Raw genomic sequence first — 21404 nt, forward strand, 5'->3', positions numbered from 1 at the left:
AGATGTGTATAAGAGACAGGTATATGGAGGGTCATGCGTTGGAACGATGGGTGCAGTCGCAGATGCTACGCTCGCTGCTAAAGGTCAAGCAATCGGTGTTCTTCCCCACTTTCTTCAGGAAAAAGAACTTGCGCATCCTGGACTAACCGAACTGCATCTCGTCCACTCGATGCATGAGCGAAAAGCCAAAATGTCAGAGCTCTCTGATGGATTCATCATTCTCCCGGGTGGTCCAGGAACGATGGAAGAATTTTTTGAAGTCTTCACTTGGGCACAGCTTGGACTTCATGAAAAGCCATGTGGTGTACTGAACATTGATGGCTACTATGATCCCTTGATTTCCCTATTCGATACGATGGAACGTCAAGGATTCTTGATTCCCGAACACCGTGCAATGTTGATCGTCGAGTCAGATGCTGAACGTCTTTTAGAACGTTTTGCAACGTATGAAGCACCGCGCGTCAAAACCTATATGGATCGTTCACAAACCTGATGAAAACGGAGTCTTGAACTCCGTTTTTTTTGATTACATTTCTTGATTTGCGATGATTCCTTCTTTTTCCACTCTCCTTTAGCATTCTTCACTCCTTTTACTAATTCCTACTTACATGATATAAAAAGCCAGATACCGATTGGTACCTGGCGCAGAGAATCAAAAGAAATTTAAGATAGCGTCGCTTAAATTCGCCAAAGATGGCGTCTCATCAACGACCATTAAGCTTCCTGCTGCAAGTACAAGAATACCTAGCGCAGATAAGATCAATGCCGGATGTTTGATGTTTTCCTCTGAATCCGTATTTTGTTTCCCGGAACGAGCATTAGCAGCTTGTGCTTTTAAACGGTCACGCCGAAATTGATGTTGCTCCTCTTTCGACCATTTTTTATACTCCGCAAGAAACTTTTTGTACTCCGGTAAGACATCTTTCGTTGTTCCGTCGAGTCGTACTTGACCGTATTCGAGCCAAATGACACGCTCACAAAAACTCTTGATTTGTGACAATGAGTGGCTGACGAAGATGATCGTCTTTCCTTCATCCTTGAACTCGTTCATCTTATCGATACAACGATTATAGAAGGTTTGGTCACCAACGGATAAGGCTTCGTCAACGATCAGAATGTCGGCGTCGACGTTGACCGCGATCGCGAAGCCGAGGCGCGACTTCATCCCACTCGAGTACTTCTTGATCGGCTGATCGATGAAATCACCGATATCAGCGAAATCGATGATGCCTGGCATCCGACGCTCGATTTCCGCATCATCCATCCCAAGCATGAGACACTTCAAACGAATGTTCTCTCGCCCTGTCAGGACATTCTTTAATCCTTGTGAGACGGCGATGATCGCGACTTCACCATTAATGGCGACGTCTCCTTCGTTTGCATAGATGATGCCTGAAATCAAGTTCGAAAGTGTAGATTTACCGGAACCGTTGATTCCGACGAGTCCAACGACTTCACCCGAGCCGATTTCAAGCGAGATATCTCGCAGTGCAGTGAATGTTTTAACGCTCTTGCTTTGATTCTTGAACAAGAGCTTGAATTTTTCTTTTGTAGTCGTAACCATGTCGAAGCGTTTCGTTACATGGTCGAGTTTAATCATAGACATGGCGATTTCCTTCCCTTAGACGAGCTCAGTGAATGATTTACGGAACTTGATATGCAAGAATGTTCCGGCTGTGAACAAGAGGAGCGTCACACTCCAGAAGTACAGTCCAGTTGGCCATTCCTGCCAGACCCAATGTCCTCCGAGCAGACTCGCCCGGTATCCCTCGACGAGATAGTAGACCGGATTCAGGCGAAGGACACCGTGCAGGGCGTCCGGGAACCGCTCAATATTCCAAAGAATCGGTGTCATATAAAAAAGCATCCGCATCATCGATTGCAAGAAGAGCTGAATATCTTTGACGAGCGTAATGAGCGTTGAAAAACAAAGTGAAAATGCGTAGACGAAAATGTATGTCGCAATCATGTAATAAGGCAACTGAAGTAGTTTCCATGTAATCGGAATCCCATTTGCGAGGATGACGATGAATACGATCACAAGCATTGCGAAGTGTTGATACATCCGTGACAAAATAACGTATGACGGAATGGCACTCATCGGGAAACGCATCTTCGTCACCATCGCAAGTCGACTATTGATCGAGTTCGATCCACGTAATAAAGCATCGTTGATAAAGAACCAAACGACGATCCCACAGAGAAGCCATACGATGAATGGAATGTTTCCATCGACATTTTCATTTCCCCGAAGACCGACACCAAAGACGAACCAGTAGATGAAAATTTGGAGACCCGGATTGAGGAGTTCCCATAAGAGGCCAAGGCGTTGTTCTGCGTGTGCGGACTTAATTTCATATCGCGCGAGCCGGCGAATCAAAGGAAAGTTTTCAACCTGTTCCCGGATGATACTTTTCATTTCTTTCAACATAAGTGTAAGTTCCTTCCGATTTCATGGTGCATGTATTTGTAATTCAATGAATTCTGGATCAAATTCAAACAAAAAACGGGTTCTGTCCGCGATTCCTCAAACGAACATTCCTCCGATCGACATGATATATCATGTCTAATTATCCATCCCTCCTCGTTTATCTTTCAATTGTGTATACACGAAGTACACTTAATCAATTCTAGCCATCCGTAAAAAGCGTGTCAACGTATAGCGTGAACCGACACCAAACTGTAGCTTTCCCGTTGAAACAAAAAAATCGACAAGGACTCCTTGCCGATCCATTCACAGGATTAGGTATGTGTAAAGTTAGGAAATTCAATTGTCGTCGGTGGAGAGGCGAGCCCCCATATAATCAAGATTCCCATTATACAAAGTATACCTACGAGTAGACTCCTACGTATCTTTTCATCCATTCGTACTCCCGCCTCCCCATCGCATATTTTTCATATAGTAAATTATACATTTTTTTGAAAATGTTTACTACGCGATTCTCTCAAAATGAGGACAATTTCCTACAATCTATTATAATCTACGTTTCTTTTGAAGGAGGAACAAGATATAATGTAAGCGCAATCATTTATCTTTTCTTCTTTCAGGTAGAAGAAAACAAACGACTTGCAAGAGTTGTATTGTCGTCGGACCTAAGAATTTACGCATTTTACAAAAGGTTCATGACACGATTGTCCGTTAAGCATTTATAGTAGAAGAAGAGGTTACCGATCGCTGGTTGACCTCATATCATCTCGAGGGAGGATTTTTATTTATGTACAAATCAAAACCGCTTTACGCGGCAGCAGTAGCTGTCGCATTGACGACATCGGCAATCGTGCCGGCTGCACAAACGACCGTATCTGCTGCAACACATGTCAAAGTCAAGACGGTCAAATTGAAGTCTCTCACTTTCACGAAGGGTGAGCCTGTTAAACTTCCGGCTACATACAAGGGAGAAAAAATCTCATGGGGTGCATACAATAAGCACATCTTCAATCGCTACCAAACGGTTCATGGCACATATGGTAAGAAAAAGCTCCCAATCGAAGTAAAGATTCACGTCGAGAATTATGTGATCAAAATCATTGAGTCCGTTAAGGAACAAGTGATTTCAGTCGATCAAAAACCAGTCCTTCCTAAAAAACTAGCTGTTCTTTACGCTAACGGCAAAGTCTACGATAAAGAAATCAAATGGAGCAAAGTTGATACGAGTGAGTCAGGTACTTACTATGCGACAGGTAGCTTGACGCATAAAGGCAAAACGGTCACGACAAAAGCAAAAATCATCGTCCGTGACATCAATACAGATGATTTCAGCCTTGCCTTGCTCCATACGAACGATACACATGCTTCGCTCGATAACGCTCCAAAACGCGCGACTGCTATTAAAGAGCGCCGTGCCGCTTACCGCGCCGAAGGTACACCGTCGCTTCTCCTTGATGCTGGTGACGTCTTCTCAGGATCACTTTACTTCAATGAGTTCAAAGGACAAGCCGATCTTAAACTCATGAACTACATGAAATATGACATGATGACGTTCGGTAACCATGAGTTTGATCTTGGTGCTAAAGATCAAGGTGCTGCTTTGCAAGCCTTCGTTGCTGGCGCTGACTTCCCATTCATTACAGCAAACGTTGATTTCAGTAAAAATCCGCTCTTCAACGGGATGCAAAAGAAAACAATCACGTCTGGTCCGGAAGATGGACGGATCTACCAAGGTGTCATCAAAAAAATCAACGGTGAAGAAGTTGGTTTCTTCGGCTTAACGACAGAAGAGACAGTTGATATTTCAAGTCCAGGAACGGTTGCGTTCTCGAACTACATCAAGAGTGCTCAAGCGACCGTTGATAAATTCAAAGCTCGTGGTATCAATAAAATCGTTGCATTGACACATATCGGTTACGATGATAATCCTGCAGTCGATAATGATCAATTACTCGCTCAAAATGTTGACGGAATTGACGTCATCGTCGGTGGTCATACACATTCTAAGCTCCTTCAATCGACTTATGTACCTGTTGATCCAGAAGTCAATCCAAAGAAAACAGAACCAACGATCATCGTTCAAGCGTATCAATATAGCGAGTTCCTTGGAGATGTCAATATGACATTTGACTACAAAGGGAAACTTAAATCATACAAAGGTTCACTTATTGACGTGAAAGCACAAGCTCCGGATGCTGGTGCTGCTGAAATCTTGAAACCTTACGCCGACAAAATTTCTGCTATCAAAAATCAAGAAATTGGTGTAGAAGTATTGACAGCACTCCCTAACTTACGGACAAATCCAGATAATACAATTAGTGTACGTAACTCCGAAACAGCTCTTGGTAACTTGATTACAGATGGTATGCTTGCAAAAGCAAAAACATTAAATCCTGATACCGTCATCGCTGTTCAAAACAGTGGTGGTATCCGTGCTGCAATTGATGCAGGTCCATTGACGACTGGCGAAATCTTAACGACATTACCGTTCGGAAATACGCTTGCAACTGTTAAATTATCAGGAGCAGAATTAAAACAATTGTTCGAAAGCAGTGTCGGATTGTTCCCGCTTGAAAACGGTGGTTTCTTACAAGTTTCTGGTATGAAGCTCGAATACGATGGCTCAAAAGCAAAAGGTGAGCGTGTCACGAAGATGACAATCACGAAAGATGGCGGAGTGGAAGAAGTCGTTGATCCAGCGAAAATGTACGTTGTTGCAACAAATGCTTTCTCTGCAACTGGAGCTGATGGCTTAACAGCATTCAAAACAGCTTATGATGATGGTCGTTTCACAGACCTCGGTCTCTCTGACTGGGAAACGTTCCGCGACTACGCGATTTCGAAGAAAACAATCGATTATAAAATTGAAGGACGTATCCTTAACGTGGATCCAGCTCTTCAAGGTAAATAAGTTCGTAAAAAGTGCTCCTTCCCGATTTCGGGAGGAGCACTTTTCTTATAACGTTTGAGACGTATGTTGCTTTAACAATCGAATGATGTCGTCTAATTCATATTGCTGTGCCAACATCAAAGGCGTCAAACCATCCTTATTCTTAATCGAGACGTCTGCCCCTTGTTCTAGCAATACTTTCACGGTTTGAACGCCTTCCCCTTCCACCGCATGATGTAAAGGTGTGTACTTTTGATCATCAAGCTGATTGATGTTTTCACCGTTCTTTAAATACAGTTCTACTAATTCATTATTGTTACTATATACTGCCGTGATGAACGGACGTTCTCCGAAGTCATTGATTGCGTCCACATCACTTCCTTGCTTGATTAACGCGTCAAAGATTTCCTTCAGTCCTTCACTTGACTTGCGATACCCTAAATAGTGAAGTGCTGTATCACCATCTGCATCCACGGCTTTCATATCTCCGTCCGGTAACTCCTTCTGAACTTCTTCCAACGTACCTTTTTGAATGGCAGCCATCAACTTCGTTTCCTGCAATCCATTCGCCTTTGATTCATCCGATGAGGTGACGACAGCTTTTGCGGTTTCATTTGAAAACGAAACGGTCTGGACACTCCAGCCAATCAAAACGAATGCTACTATACTCGATGCTACCAACAAGAATCGAACAGCATGCTGCCCAGTAGGAGTCTCGCGTGACATCCAGCCTAATTCAATCAATCGTCTGTCTGTCGTCGGTGTCGCGTAGACCATTTCGCTAACGACTTCAGCTAGCGTAATCTGCCTCTTTTCAGCTAAATAAGCTGTTACATCGATTTCATTGATCAATTGGTGCCGCCCGTTTTCTTTTAGAATACTCTGCATGACACTATCTGGATCGTCTACAAGATGCATGGCTTGACGATCCCGGTATAAGGATATCGTTCGCAAATAAGCCGGTCTTAAAAATGGAATCCAACTGCCTAATAGTAATGCGAAACGTTTTTCCTCGTCATTATGCTTCAGACGAAGCAACTCTCGAACTCGTTCGAACTCATTTCGCTCCCGCATGGCTTTCTCTGGTAAAAAAAACACGTTCGTTCGGAACAGACTCACGCCTCTAATCGGCGATACGTCGTCTCCGACGATATAGATGCGTGGTGTCTTTAAATTCAAACGTTCCGATAACGACGTGATATCATGATATAGTTCCGGAAAACGATATTCGGTTACCTCAATGCCTTCTTGTTGCAATCGGATCACCGAGGAAAAGAGTCGTAATATTTTCCAGGCGAGCCAGACAATCGTTAGCCCCAATAAGACAAGGCCCAAAGCGCCCAGTTCAAAAGACAGGTAGACCAGTGCCCCTACTGTCGCAATCGCATTTAAAAACAAAAGCCAGAAGTATATTTTTCCTTTCATGCCAGTCCTTCTTTCTATGTGTCTCTTCTCTTTATTCTTTAGTTTAGAGTAACATTTTCAATTTTGTCGTGCCTATATTTTTCCATTCCTTACTCTTTATCGGTCAACTTCTTGTGATTTCAAAGCAAAAAGCACCTTATCTCAAAAAAGATAAAGTGCTACAGACTTAAAGTGATGACGGTTTCGGTTCACGCAGGAGATGCTTGATGTCCTGGAACGTAACGAACGTCTTATTTTTTGCATCGTATAGTTTATAGCGTAAAGATTTTAAGCTAGAGAACAAGCCGATCGTCGTCGCCTTTTGAAGGGGTGGCGTCGAGACGTGTGCTTTCTCTAGATGATAGTTCGGTACACGTGGACTCAGGTGATGGACATGATGGAAACCGATGTTTCCTGTCACCCACTGTAATACTTTAGGGAGTTCGTAATACGAACTGCCTTCAATCGCAGCCTTGACGTAATCCCATTCGCTTTCATCTTCAAAATAAGAATCTTCGAATGTATGTTGGACATAAAACAACCAGATACCAAGTACGCCTGCTGTGAACATCGTTGTCCCTTGGATGATCAAGAATGCTTGCCAGCCAATCCAGTAAATTAAGAGACCGTATAAAACGACGAGTGATCCGTTAATCAGATATGTGTTAAGACGCTCTTTCTTCCGTGCGTCTTTCCGGTTGAAACGACTTGTCACCAAAATCAAGAGCAACGGACCTAGCCCGAACATGACGAGCGGGTTCCGATAGAGTCGATATTTCAATCGCGTCCATTTCGATGACGCAATGTATTCTTCGATTGTCATTACCCAAATATCACCGACGCCCCGCTTGTCCAAGTTACCGCTTGAAGCGTGATGAATCGCATGTTCTCGTTTCCACTTTTCGTATGGAAATAGCGTTAGCACACCTGTAATGGTTCCTACGATTGCATTCGCTTTTTTGTTTTTGAAAAACGAACCATGTGTACAATCGTGGAAGATGATGAACATCCGCACGACGAATCCCGCAGCGATCATCGCAAGCGGTACTGCGAGCCAGGCTGACACGTGAAGTGCTTGATACGCCAAAAACCAAATGACGAGAAACGGCAGGATCGTATTGATCATCTGGCGGATGCTGGCCTTGATGTCTGCCTTCTCAAAAGGCGAGACATGTTTGCGCAGCTGTGCGATTTTTTCTTTACTCATGTATTACTTCCTCCTCGGGTTGTTCCAGCGTTCACGACGCTAATGATGATGATGCCTAAAAAATGAAAGAATTGAGCGGCGTACGTGACGATGTCCTCGGAGATTCGAACGTAATCATGCCCATATTGATTAATCGCTTGAATATTTTTAGTACCAAGTAATGATATCATATCATATATTTTTCAGGATTTTGATTTATTAGAAAAGTTTTTTAAAAAATAAGGCTGACAAAAAAGAATGACGCGTCTTTTCACGCCCTTTCCTCAGGCGAGACTCAAGTCAGTTTTCCTGCCTTATTCAGGCATGAAATTGGGGCTTGTTTGTCCCTGAGAGCGCAAACATACGCATTTTCCTGTAGGAGTGGCGTATGACGCGTCACTCTTTTTGTTATGAGGTAAAGGTGACAGCTCATCACTCTGCCACCCTGACTTTTGTAGAGAATGACTGTTGAGTCAGCCTCACTGTCATGTATTAGACAATTGGCGGTGACACCAAGATTTGTTCAGCGTTCCATTTTAATCGATCGACGACATTCGCTCCAGACCACTGTTCAATCTGTTGATACGCCGGCATAAGATGAAGATGGTCTGTTGCTTTTTTAGCGTTGGATGCGATGAAGTGTACCCATCCTTTTTGAATGGCACGCTGACAAAATAGCTTCTTTTCTTCTCCGTGATGACCGAGAATACTGTGTGTCGCCAGTTGACAACGCACGCCCTTTTCAATTAGCTGGACCAGACGTTCAGGATGCTCGAGAAGTTCTGCGTTATCTTCCGGTTGCGCAAGGATTGGCAAATACCCGTCTTCGATTAATCCGGTCATGACTTCTTCCGTATAGACCGGTAGCGGATCGTCGGGGCAATCGATTAACAGATAGGCGGTATCTGCTAACGTCAAGACGTGCCCTTGGTTGACCGCATCACGCAATCCGAGTGTCAAACGCGTCTGTTGTCCCGGATAGACGAGGACAGGAATCTGTCGCTGGGCCAGTAAAACATTCAGCTCTGCTACGATCAATTGGACTTCTTCTGCTGTCGCATGCGTCGCATATGGTGTTGCGATGATTCGGCGCACCTCTTCCGCAGCAGCACGCCGTGCCATGCGGATCGTTTCTTCGACATGAGTCGCTCCCTTATCGATCAACGGCAAAAGATGATTATGAATATCGATCATCATCGTTCCCCCTTTTCTCATTCGTCGTCCCATAAAAAATGATATCATAAAAGGAAACGGAAAATTCATACATATCCTGACGTTAGAAGGAAGGAGGATGCCTTATGCATCGCGCCTTATCCGCTTTACAATTCTATACCTCTCACACGGAAGTTGATATCAAGCGTCTCCATGAACGAATCCTGCTGTCCTTGTCTTCCTCTTCTTCGCTTCAGGCGACCTGCCTTCATCTGACAGGGATAGCACCCTCGCGACCGTTTCAGCAAGATACGGTTCGTCCAGAAGAGTGGCAACGATTTTTGGACGGTCATCCACACGAGAGCATCGCCGACTTTTATGGTTTCCTCACATCTGTTCCTTTACTAGATGAAGGAGACGAGATGCCGCTCGAACAGACGACGCCCACTGCAGTACCGAAAAAGCGAGTCTTGTCCTGGCGACTCGTCCTCCTCGCGCTCGCTTGCTTCTGTATTGGTGCGCTTGCTACATGGGGATATCAGACATGGGCAAAGAAAGACGTAATCTATCATTTCGTCTCCACGAAATCGAGTCCGATTTATCGTCATCCTGATTCCTCGACCGTTCTTCAATCCGCCGACTTTGGTGATGCATTCCCTGTCCTCGATATCGTCAAGGATCGTGTGCGTATCCAGCTCCCTGACCGGACGCAGGCTTATATGAAAGCGAGCGACCTATCCGAAAAAACGATTGGTTCCATGATGACGGATCAGGCGTTGTTGAAATGGACGGACGCATATATGACGCTTCCGAAACAAACACGAGCGACCGATCTATTGGATGATCCCGCTACGACATGGGTCGGTCTCGGATCACCGAAACAGAAAATCAAAACGGCTGTAGATGAAACATGGACGTATGAGTCATTCACCGTACACCTCATCGATGATCGCGCATACGCCATCGATTGGAAGAGCCCGCGCCTTTCCCAAAAAGAGTTGGCGCGTCTTGGAACGTTCCAGCGAACGAATACAGCGGGACGACTGCGCATAAGCACCCATTATCAATTACAGATCATCGAGTCCGAGTCGCGTATTCAGCTGATTCGTCTAACAAAACGGATGTAAAGCAAAATCAAGAAAAAACCGCTCTCTTTATGCTATTATTAGATAAATAATGGAATTTAACGGAGGGTATCCTATGAACATTTTAGTAACGGGAGGCGCTGGCTATATTGGCAGCCACACCTGTCTCGAACTGCTGCGAGAGGGTCATGAAGTCATCGTCGTCGACAATTTAAGTAACAGTCATCGGAGTGCTCTTGAACGTGTCGAACACATCGCGGACCGGACGGTCACATTCTATGAGTCGGACGTGCGGGATGAATCGGCACTCGAACGAATCTTCCAAAACCATGCGATTGATGCTGTCATTCATTTTGCCGGTTTAAAAGCGGTTGGTGAATCTGTATCACGCCCGTTGTTCTACTATCAAAACAACCTGATCAGTTCGCTCGTCCTACTCGAAGTAATGGACCGGCATGATGTCAAAAAACTTGTCTTTAGTTCATCTGCGACCGTCTACGGTGTGCCGGAGACGACACCAATCACCGAATCTGCTCCGCGCTCCGCGACGAATCCTTATGGTGCGACGAAACTGATGATCGAGCAGATGCTTGAAGACATCGCGTTCGCTGATCCGACATGGGATATCACATTACTCCGCTACTTCAACCCGATTGGTGCCGATATGAGCGGTCTGATCGGTGAGGATCCAAACGGTATTCCGAACAACTTGATGCCATATGTGACACAAGTTGCTGCTGGAAAACTCGATACCCTTCAAATTTTCGGAAATGATTACGATACGGATGATGGTACGGGTGTCCGCGATTATATCCATGTCGTCGACTTAGCGAAAGGACATATCAAGGCACTCTACCATGATCATTCCGGGATCGAGGCATTCAATCTAGGAACGGGACAAGGGACAAGTGTGCTTGAACTCGTCGCGACGTTCGAAGATGCGACGTCTCTGCAAATCGATCGAAAGATCACGGCACGACGTCCGGGTGATGTCGGATCGTGTTATGCGGATGCTTCAAAAGCAGAACGCCTCCTCGGATGGAAGGCGGAGAAAGACTTGTATGATATGTGTAAGGATGCTTGGCGCTGGCAATCTAAGAATCCAGACGGGTATCAAAAATAATAGGTAGGATAAATCATTTTACCTGCAATTAAAAAGGGCGATCCACTTCCGATACGAATTCGGAAATGGATCGCCTTTTCAAATTAACCTACATACTATTGATCTCCTCAAAAGAACCTTTAACCGCTTCACATCCAGGAACGATTCAATCGTTCACTCCATCGTGTAAAACGCATCGAGCGTGGCGGTAACACCATCCGACAAAACGTATGGTAATCAATATCCGAGACATAATGGATGAGTCGCATGAGCGCAAACGCAAACGTCAAAGTTGATCCGATCGCGAAGCTGAGACCGTATCCGGAAAAACCGAACGGCGCGATCAACAAAGCTAAAATCCCATTAGATAAGAAGAACACGCATGAAATCCATGCCGCTCCTTTTTGATCTTCAAAATACAGTAACAAGAGGGTCAAGACGAGAACCATCGCATTCGAGAACGCACCGATCGTCGTCATTTGGAAAATGCTGATCGTTGCTTCAGGTAATGCGAGGTAACCGAGCAACGTCGAGGCGAACAATAAGGTGAACAGCGTAAACAATCCTTGATTTCGAAACAGTCGTTGTAATTCCTGTCGTAAGACGAGTAACATCGCGTCCCGCGCTTTTTCAACTTGATCCAGCGTTCCGCCCTCGTTCGCGTATCCATAGAAGATGCGATACCGTTCATAGAAACGCGTCTCGACGGAAACGACGAAGATCGTCATCGTCGGGATGACCGTCAAATAGGATAAGAAGATCGCCGTATCGTATAACGGATGATAACGGAATGTCCCGAGATGAACAGCACCGCCGTCAGAGAACCAGATGACCCAGTTCCCGACCCACACCCCGATATTGTAGAGAAAACTCGTCCAAAAGAGCGCCGGGTAACGATCAAAATAACTCAAGTAGGTAAACTGATTTTTCGTCCCGCGTTGCGGGAACGTCAACAACATCGAGGTGAATAGACCGAATAACGTGATGATCATGCCGAATGTGAAACCTGCCGTTAAGGCAAGACTTGGTGTCACGATACCCGTTACATACTCCATCAGATACCGATCAATCAGTAAGACCGATCCGACAGCTACGATACCGCCAATCAAAAAGCTGTATGCGACAGCCTGATAGAACTTCGCGGCACTTAAGAATAGGAAATGCACCCAGATCAAATTGATCGTCATGAACAATATGAAGATCAGCCCGTTCAACAAGAACGGAAGTTTTGAGAAGCTGAGGAAGATGAGAAAGGCGATACTGCCTAACGCCATCGTCATCTTCGTCATACCTAGAAATGCAGGAAACAGATCTTCATATCGTTTCTCGTAGAAACAGTCCGCCAAATAGCGCGTGACGACGAGTTGCTGAATACCGAGCAACACTTGTGAAAAAATGAAGCTGTATGAGACGACCAGATTGAAGGTCGTCCGTTCTTCAAAAGAAGCAATCGACAGGAACGTCGTCAGCCACTGGGTCACAGCGATCGTCAAGATGACGATGAGCCATGGACCGGACGTGACGAGTCCAGCGAAAGCATATGCCTTTAACCGAGATGAGAAATAGTCCTCTTGAAACAATTTTTGAAGCTTAAACCCGATGCCCGCCATACGTCACCCCCCTCTCTTGATACAATGTTTGATACTCCGAGATGAAGCGGTGCGTCTGGTAATACGCAAGCGCGCGTTCTTTCCCATTTCGTCCAAAGCGAATCGCTTCTTCCGGATGTGACTGGAACCAGGCACACCGTTCTGCGATCCGGCGAGGATTGACCGGTGGCACGACGAATCCAGCCGGCCCGTAAGGATCATCCTCACGTCCGTTGATCAGCTCGGAACATGCACCGACATCAGTGACGACCCACGGTATCCCTGCAGCCATGCCTTCTAGGACAGCCAGTGGTTGACCTTCGGAAATACTCGTCAACAAGCAGACATCAAATGATGGCAGATAGCTCCGGATATCGACCTTTCCGACGAGTTTCACACTCTCTGATAGTTCAAAGAGATCGATTTGTTCTTGGCATTCACGGGCGTATTCCGGATCCTCTTCAAGCGGACCCATGATCGTCATTTCAAATGGAACGTGCATTTCCTGTAAAACCTTCGCGGCATGGATCATCGTCTTGATGTCCTTGATTGGAACAATGCGGACGATTGCGCCGATCCGGAGTACATCTTGCTTTGGAGTATGTCCTAACGCAGCAAGTCCTGTCGCATCAATTCCATTCGGGATGACGCGAATTTTTTCGGCAGGTGCTCCAAGTTCACGCTGTAATTCACCGTTTCGGTCAAAGAGCGTGATGATATTGTCCGCCCCAGCGTAGGCTTCGCGTGATAAGTGATGGAAGAACTGCACCCAGTGCATGCGGTATTCTTGTGGAATCCACATCGCTTGGACGAGCTCCTCTTCTCGTTCACGGGAGTAGATCCCGTGTTCCGTTAGGACGAACGGAACGTGTTGGCGTTGTTTGATCGCCGCTGCGACGAGTCCCGCATATCCCGTCGACGCGGAATGGATCAAATCGACGGTCGGTAAGTCGGCTTGGAGCAGTTCCAGAACAGGCGCATACATGCTACGCCACATCCATAAATAATCGATGAAGGAGCCAGCTTGTCGTTCTTCCCGGTAACTCGTCTTGACGAGATCAAAAAAGAGACGACTTGAGAAAAATTGCGTCGATGTTCCAATCGACTGACCGAAGAGTGGGAAAATCGACGTGTTCGTCGCTTGGAATCGCATCCATCGTTTGATATCCTCTTCCTGCTCCGGCGTCAACGTCTGTTTTAGCGGACGCGTCTCATGAGTTTGATCGAGTGGAAGGTTCGTCACACCAACGACGTTCGCGGGAAGCGTGTAACGGAACTCTGCTTCCGTCATGCGTGTAGGTGTGATCGTGATCAGCTCGAACTCATGCTCTGTCATTTGTTGAATCAGCATATGTGCCCAACTAGCGACGCCACCACTGACATAAGGGTAACTCCCTTCTAACACTAAACCAATCTTCATTGGGATCCCTCCAGTACCGGTATGCGCGCGAAGTTCTTCTTGAGTTCTACTTCGTATAAATCGTCCGCATCTCCAAGTTTTCGCACTTGCCCGTACGCGAAGGACCCGGTCGCTAGTTTTCCTTCATTGACACGAACGACCATCTTCGAAGGAAGGAGCATTTGACTACCTGAAATCTCAATCGCTGTTTTAGAATAACGAACATCGATTTTCGATTCTTGATACAACTTCATTTTTTTGTAGCCATCGTACTGTGTCATGCTCTCGAGATACGGATAATCCGTATGAATCGTTTTGAACATCTTTTCTATCGAACGTTCCATCGTCGGCCATCCTTGCCCTTTTGAGCGTCGTTCATCAAGGACGTCATCCGGGTGGATGAAGTGCGAGACAAGTCCGAAGTTCGCGACCGCATCTGCTAAGACAAACATGTCTTCAGGCGATTCATTATATCCGCTTGTGATCCGTGGGAAATTATAGAGATTCTTATAGGTCGAATCTGGTTCGAACTCCTGAATGTAACTTCCTTTTGATGGGTCTCCAATATAAAGAGACGCGATAATTAATCCATCCGGAAATGCTTCATTTAAGACGGATAAACCGGTCGGACCAATGATGTTCGAAGGTGGTACATAGCTGCGCAATTGCTCGTTCGGGAAGAAATACTGATGTGCCACTTTGACTTCCTCAATACCTTTCATCATTTGAGAACGATCGTCCCATGTGTTATAGCCAAGGCTTGAATCCATCGTCTCCCCATTAACAATGAGCGGTTGGTGGTTATATCCATGTAAACCGAGCTCTCCACCCATCTTCAATAATCCGCGTCCGAAGTTCAGCATCGGAAAACGAATGTTTTCAATCAACTGCTCTTCCGTATCATCGATGGCGTTCTTATAGCTTCCTATGATGAATCCGGAATAAATGACATCCTGTTCCTTCGCGACCCGTTGCATGTCTTTCCACCAGACTTCTGCAAAGAAATCTTTAACGGTCAAATCATAGTTTTTCTGAATCGCTGGATTGGAGGCATCTGGTACGGGTGCCGGGAAATCATCGAAGTGCGCCAGCTTCACAGCGACTTGCTGACTGACGAATGTCGGAAACAGTAATGACAGGGACTGGACGAGTAGACCACGCGAGTTTTTTTCGAGTAACGAAGAAGTATTCCAGAACAAGACCTCTCCTTTTCCGTATTCATGGGTCCATAAGATCGGATTCCCATCAGCCTCGATTTTGACGTCGGCATCTTTTAACGTCACATCCGCAATACTATGGACAAACAAGGTAGAAGTCTTCGGTAAATCGATATACCCGGGAAATAAATCTTTTTTGAATGTCATCCCGTTAACATTCTCTTTAAAATCACCAAAGCGTTCTACCCCTACTAAGTCGCCCCATTTCGGATCAATGAAGCGACCGGCGATGTACAAGCGACCGCCTTGTTGGACGAATTTCCGAATGGTCTCGTACGGCCATTCCTTCGTATGTTCACCGGATAAGACAAGCACTGTCCGGTCACTCGGTTGAAGCGTCTTGATGTCTGACGTACGAATCCGTTGGTGATCGATCTTCGCATATTTCAATGCGTACGAGAAATTTTCGATTGCGCCTTTTGACAGGTCGCTATCGTTTTGAAGCAAGTAGACACGAAGTGCCTCCCCTTTGGCTTCAGTCGTTTTCGTGTTTGCTGTCTCGAATGAACGGACCTTCGTTTTTTCAGAAGGAATCAGTCGATGTGGATAATCGAGACGAAACAGCTGTACGATGCCCATCGTCACGAATAAGACGACAAATAATCCAATGAGATAGCCATAAGGTTTCTTATTCATTGGTCTCCTCCTTCCAAACGTTCCAATATGAAGCGATGCTCTTCTGGAATATCCTCTTCTGCTACTGTTGTTCTTAACTGATGGAGCACCGGACCGATCGAAGTCCAGTCCTGCCGTTGAAAGTAATAACGAATCAACGCTAAATATCCGTCTGGCAACGTCGGATGAATCTGAATCATCTCTTCGTAGAAGGAAATCGCTTTTTCCTCTTCGCCTTGACGTATCGCCATTTCCGCTTCCGCTACAATCCGGACGAGATCCGTCGGATAGAGAGCGCGCATTTGTTCTAGCACAAGGTGAAGTCGCTCATCGAGTCGACCGATACCGCCTTCATCTAATAGACCACTGTCGAGGAAGGTTTTACATTCCTGAATGAACAGATGATACGTCGTCACGTCTACCGGATTAAGTTGTTGTTCCCGTAGTCGAAGATTTGCTTCATAACGGTCAAATAAGGAATTTCGGACCGTCGCTGCGTAGTGGACGGTTTCCGAGTCATCATGATCAAGTCCGTATTGCAAATACTTTCCGGTCTCCTTCAAGGACGATGTCGTTAAATGGATCATCGACTGTTTCCGGCGTTTCGCATCCATGTTCAATGCCTCCTTGATCGGAACCATCTCCATATTGTCTGCAGCTTGCTGCTGCAGTCCTTCAAGATTCATCACATCGAACTGCACATATTCATCGTAATCCAGTAACGTATCAGAAGAAGCAAAACGACGGGAAATCAGATAAGCCAGTCCCCCTAGTACTTCACCGAGAAGTGGTAGGACGGCACTGAACAAGCACACGAACGTTAAGATCCCTCGCTCTTGCTCCGGCAATCGAAAGACGAGTACACGATAAGCCAATACGATGAGTAAAAGATGAAGTACATAAAGAATGAGCAGGAGTGCCGTCATTGGACACGCCCTCCTTTTTGAACGTACACAGCCTTGATTCGTTCAAGGAATCGGTTCGCATGTTCTTGAGGTGTTCCGGGTAATAAGAATTGAAGATGCTCAGTGTTTTCATCAAAACCAATCAGGTCGATTTCACGCATCGATTGCCGCAAGATCAATTCCAGTTCAATCAGAGAAAACGGTGTATTGCGAATATCAAGCTGTACGAGGCTATACGGCTGACCATAATGCTCGCGTCGATATTCTTGATACTTCACTTTCTCCTCGAAGTGCTCTCGTTTAAAGATACGCGTGCCTTCGATCAATTCATGACGCGTCTCAATCCATTCCATCAACATCGCTTTCTCGATGCGCGACCCTGTCCAATCGACGATCAATTGCATGACGTGCATCTCATAGTTCGTCAAACGTTCGAAGGCGATCGATTGAATGACGACGACTTCCTGGATGCGTCCGTCATAACGGATTGGTGCAATCAGTAACGGGACATCTGTCTCATCTATTGTCCGGATGGCAATCGCCTGTTTCTGGAACATCCGTTGATAGATGCCTTGTTCCGGATCGATGAACATCGTTTGCGGCAACAGTTCCTTATCACCAAAACGAATATGCAAACGAAGCGTACGACGTGACGCATCAACGTGATAGATCGCGATTTCCTTCGCATCGAAGGAATCCTGTAAGATTTGCAACAGCTTATCGCGTACGATGTCCGCGACGGATTGATCAAGTTCTGTTCCGATCCGGTAAATGTTCGTCAACGTGTGATTGGATTCAAGCACTTTGTTACGCATTGCCTCTTGCGCAACGCGCAATTTTTCGAGCGTATCGCGCAACCGTTCGTTCTCTTCTGTCACTTCCTCTTGTCGTAAGCGTAAGGATAGATAACGTTCTTGGAAAGAAGTACTGAACATGCCGCATGAAATCGCGACTAAGAAGTGCAAAATGATCCATGACAATTCGCCACGATCATAAACGAAGAGTAAGACGTCTTCTCCCGCCCAGGCGAGAGAACTCAGGTGATAAATCATCGTAAACAGAAAACTCGCGAATGCTCCGAGGAGTCCATAACGGAGAGAAAAAAGTAAAATATAAAAAATAAGCGGATCAATCGTCCATTTTAAGATCGAAAGGTTAAACATATAGTCTAAAGTGCCGATAATAAGAATACTAACGATCATCTCAATCCACTTGATGCCTTGCCGGTGCTGAGTATATATCATTTTATTCACTCCTTTTGTTTTTTATCGGTATGAAGATGGAAGAAATGTATCGTTGGAACACTACAATTTCATATCGAGAAGGGCAAACTTACTGAAAAGTAAGGGCGCAAAGACATGGGTCGTCGATCTACGGATACCGATCGCCAGTCTGCAATGCCGCGGCCGCTCTCTGATAATTAATCAGGAGGCTATCAACATGGGTATTATCTCACTCAAGCGCATGACGTCTATTTTGTGCATTCTTTTATTAGGAGTGTTCTTCATGTCGTCACTAGACGCAAAAGCAGAAAAATCCAATCCATTGGACAATGCGAAGTCGTACAAAGTTTACTACGACGCACCGTCAGCAGCGAAAATCAAAAAGATGCAACAATACGATGTCATGATCATCGAACCCGTCTTTTATTCCGCTGCACAAATTAAACAGATCCAACAAAACGGTACAAAAGTATACGGCTACATCAACACGATGGAAGCAGACAACTGGAATACGGATTTGATGGGACAACTCGTCGAGTCAGACTTTTTCCATCGCGATGGTCAGCGTATTCATTACGCTGAATGGGATTCGTACTTAACGGATATTACATCGAAGCACTACCAAGCTGTTTTAATGAAAGAAGTCGAGAAACAAATCGTCCAAAAAGGACTAGATGGCGTTTTCCTCGATACAGTCGGTAACATCGATAACGAACATGCCGACCAGCCTGCCGTTCTTGAACAACAACGGGTAGGAATGACAAACTTCTTAAAATCACTAAAAACAAAACATGCGTCTCTATCACTGATCCAAAACTGGGGATTCGGAACGTTGAAATATCATACGTATCCTTATGTCGACGGCATCATGTGGGAGAACTTCAATTATTCAACGGTCGCCAACGATCAGTGGTCAAAGGATCGGATGACAGACCTCCAAAAATTGAGTCAATCTCAAGACATCAAAACATTGACGATTTCTTCTGTACAAGGAACAAAAAGTGCGACACTCGCTCAAAAGAATGGATTCCTTCACATGAAATCAAACGTCGATTTGAATTACAATAAATTCTAAACCCTTTCATATACCACCTTATAAAATGACAGTGAATCCCATCACTTGTCAAGTATCTGGCATATGCTTTACTTCGAAGATGAAGGACCATTTCCCTCTAAAATCTGAGGAAAATGGTCCTTTTTGTCTCGATAGAAATCTATTATGTCAAATACTGATATACAGTATTTGACACTACTTGTTTTTAATTATATATTTTAGAAAACTATTTGTATAGATTGGATGTCTTATATATGATTCAAAACTGGATGATTCAAGGGTCCATGATATTCGCCCTGACGTATCTCCTTTTAGCCACATACCAACTGATTCGTAATAGAAATAGTGAAATCGCAGGCACTGTCATCCTGATTCTCTGGTTTGGCAGTTACTTGTTGGTCATCGACGTCTTATTTTTATCATATGCATTGATCTGGCAAGTCATTCCTTTTGTTATACTGGCTTATCATCGAGAAAAAAGAGCGTTCTTCAGTATAGCGCTCATCACTTTAATGAATACAGGAATGAAGGCAGATATCGAGCAAGCGCTCCTTTCAGTAGTGGGCATCGTGATTCTCTCCTCACTCCTACAAAGAAAGACATATCTCGCTCTACGCTTAGGTATGCTGCATCTTCTGATCGGAAGTGCCATTTTGTTCTTCCTACCGGATCGAACGCTTTCCACGATCGTCTTTCATGTAAGTCTCACGTTATTGATGTACGGGATATTCCTCTATCTGTTGCCGCTGCAGCAACGCCACCGAAAGCAGCTCGAGGTCTATCAACATTTAGCGGAGTATGATGCGTTGACGGGGCTTGCTAATCGGCGGGCATGGGAATTACGTGCCAAGACACTCGCTGGTCAATCTTCGACCTATCACTTGATCATCCTTGATTTGGATCAGTTCAAACAAGTGAACGACCAATATGGTCACTCTAATGGTGATGCCGTGTTGGAACAGTTCGCAAAAATTTTAGAGCGCAATACACGCCCAGAAGATTTAGTCGCCCGGATGGGTGGCGAAGAATTCATCGTGCTCCTGACCGATTTGACGGCAGAACAAGCGACTACCATCGCTGAACGGATCCGTCAGGAAGTCGAACGGCATACGTTCCGTTTGCTAGACGGCTCTTCGATTCACGTCACGACATCAATCGGACTCTCTTCCGGAAAACGCGGCATCCCTGTCCAGCACTCGATGGAACTATCGGATCAAGCACTCTATCAAGCAAAACGATCGGGACGAAACATCGTTCGGATTGCAAGTCATCTACTATAAAGAGTTCGACGCTTACGCGAACTCCACCTTACAGAGGACACATCGTCCGACGTATAAGGTGGAGTTTTTGCTGTTTATAATTAATCAAAAAACGTGTACACCCCCTCGGGCGTACACGTCTGCTTCACTGGAATCGTTTCAGGAACGCTTTTAATTCTTCATGCATTTCAGGATCCTTCATCGCATATTCAATCGTCGTCTTGACGAAACCGAGTTTCTCACCGACATCATGACGGTTCCCCTCGAAATCAAACGCATAGACCGCTTGGTCCGCATTCAACCGTTCGATCGCATCGGTCAATTGAATCTCGCCCCCAGCGCCTTCCGACTGGTTTTCCAAGTAATCAAAGATATCCGCCGTCAAGACGTATCGACCCATGATGGCAAGATTCGAAGGCGCCGTCCCGGACTCCGGTTTCTCGACGAATCGGCGGACCGGATAAAGTCGTCCCTCTTTATCGAGCGGATCGATGACTCCGTAGCGGTGTGTTTCTTTCGGTTCGACTTCTTGGACACCGATGACGGACTGACCGGTCTCTTCGTAGGCGTCCATCAACTGCCGGATCGCCGGCGTCTCCGATTCGACGATATCATCACCGAGCAAGACGGCGAATGGTTCGTCGCCGATGAATTGACGAGCCGTCCAAATCGCATGACCAAGTCCTTTCTGTTCTTTTTGACGAACATAAAAGATATTCGCCAGATTCGTCGAAGCACATACCTTTTCAAGTAACTCCGTTTTTCCTGACGCCTGAAGTGCGGCTTCTAGTTCATATTGATGATCAAAATGATCCTCGATCGCACGCTTGTGTTTCCCGGTCACGATGATGATATCTTCGATTCCTGCGGCAGCGGCTTCTTCCACGATGTATTGG

Annotated in this window: 17 protein-coding genes and 1 riboswitch; of the genes, 6 read left to right on the forward strand and 11 right to left on the reverse strand. The window is 45.5% G+C overall.

Annotation, left to right across the window (positions count from 1 at the left end; translation table 11 throughout):
* The coding region (locus tag F8N00_RS06480) for a TIGR00730 family Rossman fold protein (RefSeq protein WP_421017936.1) at positions 1–493 on the forward strand (493 nt) is incomplete at its 5' end.
* Positions 494–652: 159 nt separating this feature from the next.
* On the opposite strand, the gene F8N00_RS06485 is transcribed toward F8N00_RS06480, so the two are convergent.
* Positions 653–1606, reverse strand: coding sequence for an ABC transporter ATP-binding protein (locus tag F8N00_RS06485; RefSeq protein ID WP_035396040.1), 954 nt, complete (start codon positions 1604–1606; stop codon positions 653–655).
* A gap of 15 nt (positions 1607–1621) precedes the next feature.
* Complete coding sequence (locus tag F8N00_RS06490; RefSeq protein WP_023469416.1) at positions 1622–2431, reverse strand: ABC transporter permease; 810 nt, start codon at positions 2429–2431, stop codon at positions 1622–1624.
* 784 nt (positions 2432–3215) lie between these two features.
* Here F8N00_RS06490 and F8N00_RS06495 point away from each other — a divergent pair.
* Complete coding sequence (locus F8N00_RS06495; protein ID WP_421017937.1) at positions 3216–5339, forward strand: 5'-nucleotidase C-terminal domain-containing protein; 2124 nt, start codon at positions 3216–3218, stop codon at positions 5337–5339.
* Between the two features lie 45 nt (positions 5340–5384).
* Here F8N00_RS06495 and F8N00_RS06500 read toward each other — a convergent pair whose 3' ends face one another.
* The 3 genes from F8N00_RS06500 to F8N00_RS06510 all read right to left on the reverse strand — a co-directional run bounded on the left by F8N00_RS06500 (position 5385) and on the right by F8N00_RS06510 (position 9102).
* On the reverse strand, positions 5385–6743 hold the full coding sequence (locus tag F8N00_RS06500) for an ankyrin repeat domain-containing protein (RefSeq protein WP_410756245.1): 1359 nt from the start codon (positions 6741–6743) through the stop codon (positions 5385–5387).
* Positions 6744–6909: 166 nt separating this feature from the next.
* Positions 6910–7929: a fatty acid desaturase gene (locus tag F8N00_RS06505; RefSeq protein ID WP_410756246.1), complete on the reverse strand. Its 1020-nt coding sequence runs from the start codon at positions 7927–7929 to the stop codon at positions 6910–6912.
* 471 nt (positions 7930–8400) lie between these two features.
* Positions 8401–9102 carry a tyrosine-protein phosphatase gene (locus tag F8N00_RS06510; RefSeq protein ID WP_055969154.1) on the reverse strand — a complete coding sequence of 234 codons (702 nt, stop codon included), beginning with the start codon at positions 9100–9102 and terminating at the stop codon, positions 8401–8403.
* Between the two features lie 104 nt (positions 9103–9206).
* Here F8N00_RS06510 and F8N00_RS06515 point away from each other — a divergent pair, with 104 nt between their 5' ends.
* Together F8N00_RS06515 and galE are read left to right on the forward strand one after the other, a co-directional pair.
* Positions 9207–10187 carry a hypothetical protein gene (locus F8N00_RS06515; protein ID WP_075642990.1) on the forward strand — a complete coding sequence of 327 codons (981 nt, stop codon included), beginning with the start codon at positions 9207–9209 and terminating at the stop codon, positions 10185–10187.
* A gap of 73 nt (positions 10188–10260) precedes the next feature.
* A complete protein-coding gene (gene galE / locus F8N00_RS06520) occupies positions 10261–11268 on the forward strand; it encodes a UDP-glucose 4-epimerase GalE (protein WP_023469422.1) in 1008 nt (335 codons plus the stop codon).
* Between the two features lie 128 nt (positions 11269–11396).
* On the opposite strand, the gene pelG is transcribed toward galE, so the two are convergent.
* From pelG to F8N00_RS06545, 5 genes are read right to left on the reverse strand one after another with little or no spacing between them, the layout of a single operon-like run.
* Positions 11397–12857 (reverse strand): exopolysaccharide Pel transporter PelG, encoded by a 1461-nt coding sequence (pelG, locus tag F8N00_RS06525; RefSeq protein WP_421017938.1) that lies wholly within the window; start codon positions 12855–12857, stop codon positions 11397–11399.
* Complete coding sequence (gene pelF / locus F8N00_RS06530) at positions 12838–14256, reverse strand: GT4 family glycosyltransferase PelF (protein ID WP_421017939.1); 1419 nt, start codon at positions 14254–14256, stop codon at positions 12838–12840. The genes pelG and pelF overlap by 20 nt, the downstream gene beginning before the upstream one ends.
* Positions 14253–16088 carry a DUF2194 domain-containing protein gene (locus F8N00_RS06535; protein WP_421017940.1) on the reverse strand — a complete coding sequence of 612 codons (1836 nt, stop codon included), beginning with the start codon at positions 16086–16088 and terminating at the stop codon, positions 14253–14255. The genes pelF and F8N00_RS06535 overlap by 4 nt, the downstream gene beginning before the upstream one ends.
* The gene (locus F8N00_RS06540) at positions 16085–16993 is read right to left on the reverse strand and encodes a hypothetical protein (RefSeq protein ID WP_214859299.1); all 909 of its coding nucleotides are present in this window, start codon (positions 16991–16993) and stop codon (positions 16085–16087) included. The genes F8N00_RS06535 and F8N00_RS06540 overlap by 4 nt, the downstream gene beginning before the upstream one ends.
* Positions 16990–18216 (reverse strand): GAF domain-containing protein, encoded by a 1227-nt coding sequence (locus F8N00_RS06545; protein ID WP_023469427.1) that lies wholly within the window; start codon positions 18214–18216, stop codon positions 16990–16992. Before F8N00_RS06545 ends, F8N00_RS06540 begins: the two co-directional genes overlap by 4 nt.
* Before the next feature lie 71 nt (positions 18217–18287).
* Positions 18288–18372, forward strand: a riboswitch (cyclic di-GMP riboswitch).
* Positions 18373–18478: 106 nt separating this feature from the next.
* Here F8N00_RS06545 and F8N00_RS06550 point away from each other — a divergent pair.
* The gene (locus F8N00_RS06550; RefSeq protein ID WP_235147602.1) at positions 18479–19270 is read left to right on the forward strand and encodes an endo alpha-1,4 polygalactosaminidase; all 792 of its coding nucleotides are present in this window, start codon (positions 18479–18481) and stop codon (positions 19268–19270) included.
* Between the two features lie 233 nt (positions 19271–19503).
* Positions 19504–20529, forward strand: a complete 1026-nt coding sequence (locus tag F8N00_RS06555) for a GGDEF domain-containing protein (protein ID WP_255997379.1) — start codon at positions 19504–19506, stop codon at positions 20527–20529.
* A gap of 124 nt (positions 20530–20653) precedes the next feature.
* On the opposite strand, the gene F8N00_RS06560 is transcribed toward F8N00_RS06555, so the two are convergent.
* A partial coding sequence (locus F8N00_RS06560; protein ID WP_421017941.1) for a UTP--glucose-1-phosphate uridylyltransferase occupies positions 20654–21404 on the reverse strand: 751 nt, incomplete at its 5' end.

This window comes from Exiguobacterium sp. A1_3_1 (genome assembly GCF_048985645.1).
In the GTDB taxonomy this organism is placed as follows: Bacteria; Bacillota; Bacilli; order Exiguobacteriales; family Exiguobacteriaceae; genus Exiguobacterium_A; species Exiguobacterium_A indicum.

What these genes read in the sequence shown, in the direction of transcription:
- F8N00_RS06490 (WP_023469416.1), bottom strand. Translation starts at nt 2,431, where the DNA reads ATGTTGAAAGAAATGAAAAGTATCATCCGGGAACAGGTTGAAAACTTT.
- F8N00_RS06540 (WP_214859299.1), bottom strand. Translation starts at nt 16,993, where the DNA reads ATGACGGCACTCCTGCTCATTCTTTATGTACTTCATCTTTTACTCATC.
- F8N00_RS06555 (WP_255997379.1), top strand. Translation starts at nt 19,504, where the DNA reads ATGATTCAAAACTGGATGATTCAAGGGTCCATGATATTCGCCCTGACG.
- F8N00_RS06515 (WP_075642990.1), top strand. Translation starts at nt 9,207, where the DNA reads ATGCATCGCGCCTTATCCGCTTTACAATTCTATACCTCTCACACGGAA.
- F8N00_RS06535 (WP_421017940.1), bottom strand. Translation starts at nt 16,088, where the DNA reads ATGAATAAGAAACCTTATGGCTATCTCATTGGATTATTTGTCGTCTTA.
- F8N00_RS06500 (WP_410756245.1), bottom strand. Translation starts at nt 6,743, where the DNA reads ATGAAAGGAAAAATATACTTCTGGCTTTTGTTTTTAAATGCGATTGCG.
- F8N00_RS06550 (WP_235147602.1), top strand. Translation starts at nt 18,479, where the DNA reads ATGTCGTCACTAGACGCAAAAGCAGAAAAATCCAATCCATTGGACAAT.
- F8N00_RS06510 (WP_055969154.1), bottom strand. Translation starts at nt 9,102, where the DNA reads ATGATCGATATTCATAATCATCTTTTGCCGTTGATCGATAAGGGAGCG.
- F8N00_RS06485 (WP_035396040.1), bottom strand. Translation starts at nt 1,606, where the DNA reads ATGTCTATGATTAAACTCGACCATGTAACGAAACGCTTCGACATGGTT.
- galE (WP_023469422.1), top strand. Translation starts at nt 10,261, where the DNA reads ATGAACATTTTAGTAACGGGAGGCGCTGGCTATATTGGCAGCCACACC.
- F8N00_RS06545 (WP_023469427.1), bottom strand. Translation starts at nt 18,216, where the DNA reads ATGATATATACTCAGCACCGGCAAGGCATCAAGTGGATTGAGATGATC.
- F8N00_RS06495 (WP_421017937.1), top strand. Translation starts at nt 3,216, where the DNA reads ATGTACAAATCAAAACCGCTTTACGCGGCAGCAGTAGCTGTCGCATTG.
- F8N00_RS06505 (WP_410756246.1), bottom strand. Translation starts at nt 7,929, where the DNA reads ATGAGTAAAGAAAAAATCGCACAGCTGCGCAAACATGTCTCGCCTTTT.
- pelG (WP_421017938.1), bottom strand. Translation starts at nt 12,857, where the DNA reads ATGGCGGGCATCGGGTTTAAGCTTCAAAAATTGTTTCAAGAGGACTAT.
- pelF (WP_421017939.1), bottom strand. Translation starts at nt 14,256, where the DNA reads ATGAAGATTGGTTTAGTGTTAGAAGGGAGTTACCCTTATGTCAGTGGT.